The sequence below is a fragment of the Amycolatopsis sp. NPDC021455 genome (assembly GCF_040640995.1).
Classification (GTDB): domain Bacteria; phylum Actinomycetota; class Actinomycetes; order Mycobacteriales; family Pseudonocardiaceae; genus Amycolatopsis.
Map to the genome: position 1 here is coordinate 1 of NZ_JBFACT010000133.1, position 9,180 is coordinate 9,180.

Consider the following 9,180-nt stretch of genomic DNA (forward strand, 5'->3'; position numbering starts at 1 on the left):
CACACCGTGCCGCTGAAGACGAGCACCGGCGAGTCGAGCGGGCGGGCGGCGTCGTCGTGCGCGTCGGCCATCCGCGTCACCGGCACCGACTCCCCGGTCAGCATCGACGCGTCGACGTCGACCGTGCCGTCGATCAGCCGGGCGTCGGCCGGGATCCGGTTGCCCTCCTCCAGGACCAGGACGTCACCGGGGACGAGCTCGGCCGCCGGGACGTGCCACACCTGGCCGTCGCGCAGCACCGGTGCCCGGTCGGGCAGGTACTTCCCCAGCGCCTCGACCGCCTTTTCCGCCTGCTGCTCCTGGACGAACGCCAGCAGGCCGTTGAGCAGGATGACGCCGGCGATCGCGACCGCCAGGTTCGTCGTCCCGGCGGCCCACGCCAGCCCGCCCGCGACCCACAGCAGCAGCGCGAGGGGGTGGACCAGCTGCCGCACCAGTTCGAGCGGCCACTTCCGGCCGCCGTGGGAGGGCAGCGTGTTCGGGCCGCTCACCTGAAGCCGGCGGGCGGCTTCCCGCGCCGTCAGGCCGGCCGGCGTGGTCCGCAGGTCGCGCAGCAGCCGGGCGACCGGCTCCCGGGCGTCGACCGGCGGAGCTCCGGCCGGTTCGGTCTTCAGCTGCGTGGTCATCATGCCTTCCTTCGCTTCGGGGTGGCGAGACCCACCAGCAGCAGCCCCTGCGGGACGCCGGGCAGGACTTCGGTCTGGCGGGCCCGCTCGGCGGGCGGCAGCAGGGAAAGCGGTGCACTGCGGGAGGAGAACCCGCGGACGGCCGCGGCCAGCCGGGTGCCGTGGAGCGCGGCCCCCGCGAGAACGTGGTGACGGCGGCTGTCGCCGGGCGTGGTGACGAGCAAGGCCGACTGGCCGGTGACGTCGGCACCGAGCTGCCGCAGGGCGGGCACCCAGCCCGGCCGCACGATCCGCACGTCGGTCTCCGGCCAGAAGCCGTCGCCCGCCAGGGCGCCGAGCACCGCGAGGCTGACCGGCCGCAGCTCCGGTTCCGCCAGCTTGCGCAGCGCCACGTACCGCGCCCACTCGCCGCTGGACGGGGACCGCGGTCCCCCGACCCGGACGACGGCCGCGACGTCGGGCCGGTCCCCGTCGTGCGAGAACGCCACGACCGGATCGCGGCCCAGCACCCGCACGACGGTCCAGATGGTCGAGAGGACGGCTCCGCACTCGAGGAGGGCCAGGCCGCGCGCCCGGTCGCGCCGGGCGGGCGGCTCGGCGAGGACGATCTCGTCCGGGCGGACCTCGGCGACGCACCGGTTCGGGCCGAGCCGCACCAGCGCGTCACCCAGCACGGCCCGGGACGACGTGTCCCAGCGGAACCCGGCCATCAGCCCGGGCGCACCGGGTGGTGTCCGGCGGCGGCCACCCGGGCGAGCGCCTCTTCGGCGCCGCGGGCCAGCTCCAGGTCTTCCCGGGGCAGCACGATCAGGGCGGGCACGGGCGAATCCGGCCCGGTGACGACCCGGTCCACGTCGGTGTGCGGGACGCTCCCGGCCCGCAGGCCGAGCACACCCAGCCCCTCGACGACCGACATGATCACCGACGGCTGGTGCTCGGCGACGCCCCCGGTGAACACCAGCGCGTCCAGGCGGGACAGGCTCGTCGCCGCCGCGCCGATCTCGCGGCGCAGGCGGTGCCGATAGACGTCGAGGGCCACCGAAGCGTCCTGTTCGCCGCGGGCGGCCGCCGCCAGCACGCGCCGCAGGTCGCCGTTGGTGCCGGTCATCCCGGCCAGCCCCGAGCGGTGGAACAGCGCGTCGGCCATCTCGGCCGGGCTCATCGGCGCCGTCTGCATCACGTGCAGCAGCAGGCCCGGGTCGACCGAGCCCGACCTGGTCGCCATCATGGCGCCTTCGAGCGGTGTGAACCCCATGCTGGTGTCGACGCCGTGGCCGTCGCGGATCGCGGTCACCGACACGCCCGCCCCGACGTGGGCGCACACGATCTGCAGCTCTTCAGGCGCCTGGCCCAGAAGCTCGCCGGTGCGGCGCAAGGCGTACTGGCACGACAGGCCGTGGAAACCGTAGCGGCGCAGGCGGTTCTGCACGGTCCACGCCCGCGGCAGCGGGTACCGCGCCGCGGCTTCGGGCATCCGGGCGTGGAACGCCGTGTCGAAGCAGGCCACCACCGGCACGTCCGGCAGCAGCCGCCGGACCTCCCGCGTGACCGACAGCGACAGCGGCTGGTGGTTGGGCGCCAGGGAGGTGAGCCGTTCGAGGTTGGCGAACAGGGCGTCGTCCACGCGCGCCGGGGCCTTCTGCGAACCGCCGTGGACGAACCGGACGGCGACGGCGTCCACTTCGGACCAGCGGCGGATCGCGTGCGCCACCACCGAGGTATCCGCCAGGTCCCAGGCGGCCCAGCCGACGGCGGCGCCGTCGGCGACCAGCGACACCTTCATGCTCGACGAACCCGGGTTCAGCGTCAGGACACGCACGGTCGCTCCTTCAGTCTTTCAGCCGGCGCAGGAACGGGTCTTCGGCCGCCGCGGGCTCCAGGCGGGCGCGGACGTCCAATGCCACGCAGCCGTCCGAACGCACGCGGACGGGGTTGAGGTCCAGTTCGGCCAGCTCCGGTACCAGCTCGGCCAGCCGGCCGACCTTCAGCAGCAACTCCCGCACCGCCGCCCGGTCCAGCCCGGACGCCCAGAGGGTCTTCGACGCGCGCAGGGCGTCGAGCAGCAGGTCCGCGTCGGCGCCGGTGAGCGGCGCGAGCCGGGCGGCGTGGTCGGCGACCAGGTCGGTGTCCACGCCGCCGAGGCCGAACACCACCAGCGGCCCGAACACCGGGTCGGAGCGCACGCCCACCAGCAGCTCGTGGCCGGGCTCGGCCATCGGCTGGACGGTCACCCCGCGTAGCGCGGACCCGAAGCGGGACCGCAGGATGCGGAACGCCTCCATGATCCGGTCGGCGCCGTGCACGTTCAGCAGGACGCCGCCGCCGGCGGTCTTGTGCAGCAGGCCCTCGGCGTCCGCCTTCAGCACGACCGGCGAGCCGAAGCCGGCGGCCGCGGCGTCCATCGAGTCACCGGCTTCGACGTAGTGCGTCTCCACCATGGGGATGCCGGCCAGCCGCAGCAGCTCGACGGCGTCCGCCGGCGAGAGCCAGCCTTCGCGCTCGCGGGCGAACGCCCGCACCGCGTCCGGATCTTCCAGCGGCGCAAGGTCTTCGTCGGCTTCGGGCCGGTTCAGCCACTGCTCGTAGCGGACGAGCCGGGCCAGTACCGCGGCGGCCGCGGCGGGGTCGTCGTAGCAGGCGGTGACGCCGGCGCCGGGTACCAGCGGCGCCACCCGGGCGCGCTGGCCGGGCCGGACCGCGAAGACGGTCTTGTACTCCGGCGGCACCACCGCGGCGAGCGACGTCCCGGGGTCGCCGACCGCGGTGGGCACGGTCGCGGCGATGACCGCGTCGACGCCGTCGTCGGCGAGAACCGCGCGCAACGCGTCGGCGAACACCTCCGGTGGGACGGCGGCGGTCGTGTCGACCGGGTTGCGCACCGCCGCTTCGGCGGGCAGCAGCTTCGCCAGCCGTTCCCGGGTGGTGTCGGAAAGGTCCGCCATGGCGAGGCCTTCGCGTTCGCAGGCGTCGGCGGCCAGCACCCCGGCGCCGCCGGCGTTGCTCACCACGGCCACCCGGGGGCCGCCGGGCAGGAGCTGCCAGGACAGCCCGGCGATGACGTCGACCAGCTCGGCGACCGTGTCGACGGCGATGACCCCGGCCTGCTCGAACAGCGCGTCCCGGGTGACGGCCGGAGTCGCGGCCGCGGCGGTGTGCGAAGCGGCCGCACGCTGGGCGGTGTCGCCGGTGCCGGACCGGACGGCGAGCACCGGGCGGGTCCGGGCGAGCCGGCGGGCCAGCCGGCCGAACTTCCGGGGGTTGCCGAACGACTCGAGGTAGAGCACCGCCAGCTCGGTGCGGCGGTCGGCGGTCCACCACATCAGCAGGTCGTTGCCGCTGACGTCGTACTTGTCGCCGGTGGAGACCAGGGTCGACACGCCGAGGCCGAGGTCGCCGAGGGACTCGGCGAGCGCGATGCCGACGCCGCCGGACTGGGTGACGACGCCGATGTTGCCGGGCTTGACCTGCCCGGCGAGAAAGGTGAGGTTCAGCGGGCCCGACGGGTCGGTGGACAGGATGCCGAGGCAGTTCGGCCCGACGAGCCGCAGGCCGTGCTCACGCACGGCGGCGCGCACGCGCTCGCCGGCTTCGGTCCCGGTCAGTCCGGACGAGATGACGACGACGGCCCGCACACCGCGTTTCCCGCATTCTTCGACCGCTTCGGCGGCGGCCGGCGCGGGCAGGCAGACGACGGCGAGTTCGGGAGTGCGGCCGAGTGCCGCGACGGACGGGACGCTCGACACGCCGAGGATCGCGTCCGCGTGCGGGTTCACGACCTCGACCGGCCCCGGATAACCCGAGGCGACCAGGTTCGCGAGGATCGCGTGCCCCACCGAACCGGGCCGCCGTCCCGCGCCGATCACGGCGATCGAGGACGGCCTGAGCAGGTGCGCCAGGCTGGCCGCGTCGGCGACCGAGTCGCGCGCCAGGACTGCCTCGATGTAGGCGGGATCTTCGTCGAGGACCATGACGACGTCACGTTCGGGGCCGCCGATACTGGCCTCGAAGCGCAGGCCGAGGTCGGCGAAGACGTGGATGACGTTGGCGTTCTCGGCGAGTACTTCGGCGAGGAACCGCTTCAGGCCGGCCTTCCGCGCGTGGGAGACGAGGTGCTCCATCAGCAGGGTCGCCACGCCCTGGGTGCGCACGGCCGCGTCCACGACGAGGGCGACTTCGGCGTCGGTGGTCTCCTTCAGGACCTCGTAGTTGGCGACCCCGACCAGTTCACCGCGCCGGTAGCAGCCCACGGCGTAGTGACCGGGACCGGGATCGGCGGCGATCCCCGCCGCCAGCTTGTCCAAACCGGACGGTGCGCCGAAGAACCGGAAGTAGGTGTCCCGCTCGGTGAGCCGGGTGTGCAGGGCGAGCACCTCGGCGGTGTCGGCCGGGTGCAACGGGCGCACGAGCACCACGTCGCCGTGCGCGAGCAGGGCCCGGGTCATCGCATCTCCTCACGGCATGAGGGTGGGCGCGGCCGGGAAGGGCCGCGCCCACCACGGAGGGTCACCTGGTCCTTGGCGACCTGGATCTTGACGTGCTCGTCGCGCGGGTGCCGCCGGCGACTTCGAGGGGCACGCGACAAGGAGACCGCGGGAAAGGGGGTCGCCGAAGCGGCCGGATTGCCCGAACCGCAAGGACCTTCGTCACCGAAGGGGAGCGCGGCTGTCACCGCCGGGGTGAAGAACTCCTCGAGCCGGGAGGGGACGCGGCCGGTTCAGGTGACCGGCGCGGACCACTCCACCTTGACGCCGCCCTCGGGGCCGCTGCCCACCGTGAACGTCCCGCCCGATGCCTCCGCGCGGTCGCGCAGGTTGCTCAGCCCGCTCGGCGAGATCCCCTCGGCCATCCCCTTGCCGTCGTCGACCACGGCTATGCGGATCATTTCGTCCCGCATCGCGATCGACACCGACACCGCCGAGGCGTTCGCGTGCCGCACGGCGTTGCTGACCGCCTCCCGGACCACCGCTTCGACGTGCTCGGCCAGCTGTGTCGGCACCGTGTCGATCGACCCCGACATGCTCACCGTCGGCTGCAGCGGGGCGTCGTCGGTCAGTTCGGCGATCGCGTCGTGCAGGCGGTGGCGCAGCCGCAGGCCCGTCTCGCCCGCCGCGCCGCCGTGCAGGTCGAAGATCGCCGTGCGGATCTCCTGGACGATCTCGTGCATCTGCTCGATGCTGTCGCCCAGCCGCTTCTGCAGCTCCGGCGACTTCGTCCGCCGCTGCGTGCTCTGCATCGACAGCCCCACCGCGAACAACCGCTGGATCACGTGATCGTGCAGGTCACGCGCGATCCGGTCCCGGTCACCCAGCACGTCCAGCTCCCGCGCGGCCCGCTGCTGCGCCGCCAGCTGCAACGCCAGCGCCGCCTGGTCGGCGAACGACGCCACCACCGACAGCTGCGCCGCCTCGAACGACCCCGCCCCCGCCTCCCGCGCCGCGATCAGCACCCCCGTCGTCCGGTCCCCCGCCCGCAACGGCACCACCATCGCCGGCCCGAACCGGTGCTCGCGCAGCCTCAGGTCGGGCACGCTGCGGGGTGTCCGGTCCCGGTACACCGCGCCCGGGACGCTCTCCTCCAGGTCGATGTGCGTCCCCGACAGCTCCGCCGCCCGCGTCCCCGCGCACACCGTCACCGTCAGGTCGTCGACGTCGTCGCCCCAGTCCTCGTCCACGTCGAGGCGCCCGGAGTTCGGCAGCGCCAGCATCGTGACGTCCGAACCGGTGAGCTCCAGCGCCCGGCTCGCGATCAGGTTCAGCGCCTCCGCCGGATCCGTCCCGCCCAGCAGCTCGGTGGTCACCTCACTGGTCGCCGCCAGCCACTGCTGGCGCACCCGCGCCTGCTCGTAGAGGTGCGCGTTCTCGATCGCGATCCCCGCCGCCGCGGCCAGCGCCTGCACCACGACCTCGTCGTCGTCGGTGAATGGCTCGCCGTTCTTCTTTTCCGTCAGGTACAACCGGCCGAACACCTCGTCCCGCACCCGCACCGGCACGCCGAGGAACGTGTGCATCGGCGGGTGGTGGGCCGGGAAGCCCACCGACGCGGGGTGAGCGGAGATTTCCTCCAGCCGCAGGGGTTTCGCCTCGTCGATGACCACCCCGAGCACGCCGTGGCCCTCCGGCAGGTCCCCGATGAGCCGGCGGGTCTCGTCGTCGATCCCGATGTAGAGGAACTCCGACAGCGAACCGTCCTCGGCGAGTACCCCGAGCGCGCCGTACTTCGCCTCGCCCAGCTCGATCGCCGCCTGCACGATCCGGCGCAACGTCGTGTCCAGCTCGAGCCCCGACGCGACGGCCAGCACCGCGTCGAGCAGGCCGTCCATCTTGTCCCGGGTCCCGATCAGCAGCTCGATCCGGTCCTGCAGATCGCGCAGCAGCTCGCGCAGCCGCAGGCCGGACAGCGTGCCCGCCATCCGCCGCGGCTCCTGCCCGGGTTCACTCACCAAATCCTCCGTGTCATCGGTGACTTTGTCCCCTTCCCGCGGCGCCGCGGGGCGAGAGACCGTCGACAGAAGCTTCCAGATCGACAGTGTGCCGTTCCTCGGCACCGAGGGGGAACCATGACACTACCCATCACCTCGATCGGCCTACTGGACCCCGATCAGGTGAAGTCCGTCATCGGGGCCGCGGTGCTCGCGCCGTCGACGCACAACACGCAACCCTGGCGGTTCCGCTGCACCACCGCGGGCCTCGAACTGCACGCCGACCCCGACCGCGCCCTGCCGGTCGCCGACACCGACCGGCGCGAACTGCTGCTCTCCTGCGGCGCCGCACTGTTCAACCTGCGCACCGCCATCCAAGCCCTCGGCACCCACCCGGCCACCACACTGTTCCCCCGCCGCGACGACCCAACACTCCTGGCCGTCGTACGGCCGTTCGCCGCCCGCCGCCCCGACCCCCGCCTGGTCGAGCTCGCCGACGCCATCCCCCGGCGCCACACCAACCGCACCCCGTTCGAAACCGCCGCGATCCCCCCTTCCGTGGTCGCCGAGCTGCGGCACGCCGCCGAAGTCGAGCAGGCCTGGCTGCCACGGCTGGACACGAAACAGCTGGAGGGGCTGCGGGAGCTGGTGCACCAGGCCCACCACGCCCAGGTCGCCGAGCCGGCTTTCCTCGCCGAATGGCTGCACTGGACCCGGCGCGGCTCCGACAGCCGCGACGGCGTCCCCGAATACGCCGCCGGAGCGATGCCCTCGAACAACGGCGGCTGGGTCCTGCGCGACTTCGGCTCACGGCGCCGTGACCGGACCGACCACTCGGAACCGCTGGTCGTCGTGATCGGCTCCTTCGACGACACGCCGCTCGACCGGCTCCGGGCCGGCCAGGCGATGCAGCGGGTCCTGCTGACCGCGACCGCCGCCGGGTTCGACGCCTCGTTCATCTCCCAGCCGGTCGAGGTTCCGCCGGTGCGCGCGGAGCTGCGCCGCCTGCTCGGCGGCGGGTTGTGGCCGCAGATCGTCCTGCGCCTCGGCCGCGGCGCGCCGGTGCCGTGGACACCGCGGCGGTCGCTGGACGACGTCCTGCTCGAGCCGGCCGCGCTGAGCGCCTGACGGCGGACGCGGAGGGGCTCGCCCGGTACCGGCGCCGGCTCAGCCGCCCTGGTTGCGCAGCTCGGTGGCCAGCACGGCCGCCTGCGTCCGCCGTTCCATGCCCAGCTTCGTGAGCAGCCGCGAGACGTAGTTCTTGACCGTCTTCTCGGCCAGGAACATGCGCTCCGAGATCTGCCGGTTGGTCAGGCCTTCCCCGATCAGCTCCAGCAGCTTCCGCTCCTGGTCCGACAGGTCGGCCAGCGGGCCCTTCTTCGCCTGGCTGTCGCGCAGCTTCGCCATCAGGGCCGCGGCCGCATGGGCGTCGAGCAGGGACTGGCCCGCTCCGACGTGGCGGACCGCCGAGACCAGGTCCATGCCCTTGATGTCCTTGATGACGAACCCGCTCGCGCCGGCCATCACCGCGTCGAGCATCGCCTGCTCGTCGGTGTAGGAGGTCAGCATCAGGCACTTGAGCTCGGGCAGCTTGGACCGCAGCTCCCGGGCCAGCTCGATGCCGTTGCCGTCGGGCAGCCGGACGTCCAGGACCGCGACGTCGGGGTTCAGCGCCGGGATGCGCGCCAGCGCCTGCGACACGCTGCCGGCCTGCCCGACCACGGTGAGGTTCTCGTCCTCGTCCAGCAGGTCGGCGACGCCACGGCGGACGACCTCGTGGTCGTCGACGAGAAACACCCGAAGCATGGAAAACCTCCCGGAAACGGTTCGACGAAGGTCAGCCTACGACCACAAGGCCCCCGGCGGCAGGGACCCGTGGCCGTCCGGGAAGTGACCAAGGACCCTAAGGCCGGACGCCTCTCGCACCGGATGCTCGCCGGGTGACCGCGAACGAGCAGGAGACCCGATGAGCGCCTTGGACCTCGCCCGATGGCAGTTCGGGATCACCACCGTCTACCACTTCATCTTCGTCCCGCTGACCATCGGGCTGTCCTTCCTGGTCGCCGGGATGCAGACCGCCTGGGTGCGCACCGGGAACGACCGCTACCGCCGGATGACGAAGTTCTGGGGGAAGCT

8 protein-coding genes are annotated in these 9,180 nt (G+C 73.2%); 2 read left to right on the top strand and 6 right to left on the bottom strand.

Going from position 1 to position 9,180, the window contains the following annotated elements; all coding sequences use genetic code 11:
- The 5 genes from AB0G28_RS48485 to AB0G28_RS48505 all read right to left on the bottom strand — a co-directional run.
- Window positions 1–626, bottom strand: a 626-nt coding sequence (locus tag AB0G28_RS48485; RefSeq protein ID WP_361106206.1) for an HAD-IC family P-type ATPase, incomplete at its 3' end; no start/stop codon positions are given.
- Window positions 626–1,336, bottom strand: a complete 711-nt coding sequence (locus tag AB0G28_RS48490; protein WP_361106209.1) for a hypothetical protein — start codon at window positions 1,334–1,336, stop codon at window positions 626–628. The genes AB0G28_RS48485 and AB0G28_RS48490, both read right to left, overlap by 1 nt.
- Complete coding sequence (locus AB0G28_RS48495) at window positions 1,336–2,445, bottom strand: acetate kinase (protein WP_361106212.1); 1,110 nt, start codon at window positions 2,443–2,445, stop codon at window positions 1,336–1,338. Before AB0G28_RS48495 ends, AB0G28_RS48490 begins: the two co-directional genes overlap by 1 nt.
- Window positions 2,446–2,455: 10 nt before the next feature.
- Window positions 2,456–5,068, bottom strand: coding sequence for a GNAT family N-acetyltransferase (locus AB0G28_RS48500; RefSeq protein ID WP_361106215.1), 2,613 nt, complete (start codon window positions 5,066–5,068; stop codon window positions 2,456–2,458).
- A gap of 272 nt (window positions 5,069–5,340) precedes the next feature.
- Entirely contained in the window at window positions 5,341–7,035 is a 1,695-nt protein-coding gene (locus AB0G28_RS48505; RefSeq protein WP_361106224.1) for a GAF domain-containing protein, read from the bottom strand.
- Window positions 7,036–7,182: 147 nt separating this feature from the next.
- Here AB0G28_RS48505 and AB0G28_RS48510 point away from each other — a divergent pair, with 147 nt between their 5' ends.
- Complete coding sequence (locus AB0G28_RS48510) at window positions 7,183–8,172, top strand: nitroreductase family protein (RefSeq protein ID WP_361106218.1); 990 nt, start codon at window positions 7,183–7,185, stop codon at window positions 8,170–8,172.
- Between the two features lie 39 nt (window positions 8,173–8,211).
- On the opposite strand, the gene AB0G28_RS48515 is transcribed toward AB0G28_RS48510, so the two are convergent.
- The gene (locus AB0G28_RS48515) at window positions 8,212–8,850 is read right to left on the bottom strand and encodes a response regulator transcription factor (RefSeq protein WP_361106221.1); all 639 of its coding nucleotides are present in this window, start codon (window positions 8,848–8,850) and stop codon (window positions 8,212–8,214) included.
- 160 nt (window positions 8,851–9,010) lie between these two features.
- Here AB0G28_RS48515 and AB0G28_RS48520 point away from each other — a divergent pair.
- Window positions 9,011–9,180 (top strand): cytochrome ubiquinol oxidase subunit I (locus AB0G28_RS48520; protein WP_361106227.1); only part of this gene is annotated, 170 nt, incomplete at its 3' end.

Bases quoted from the DNA above. Each gene is read 5' to 3' on its own strand.
- AB0G28_RS48490 (WP_361106209.1), bottom strand. From the start codon at position 1,336: ATGGCCGGGTTCCGCTGGGACACGTCGTCCCGGGCCGTGCTGGGTGAC.
- AB0G28_RS48500 (WP_361106215.1), bottom strand. From the start codon at position 5,068: ATGACCCGGGCCCTGCTCGCGCACGGCGACGTGGTGCTCGTGCGCCCG.
- AB0G28_RS48505 (WP_361106224.1), bottom strand. From the start codon at position 7,035: ATGGCGGGCACGCTGTCCGGCCTGCGGCTGCGCGAGCTGCTGCGCGAT.
- AB0G28_RS48510 (WP_361106218.1), top strand. From the start codon at position 7,183: ATGACACTACCCATCACCTCGATCGGCCTACTGGACCCCGATCAGGTG.
- AB0G28_RS48515 (WP_361106221.1), bottom strand. From the start codon at position 8,850: ATGCTTCGGGTGTTTCTCGTCGACGACCACGAGGTCGTCCGCCGTGGC.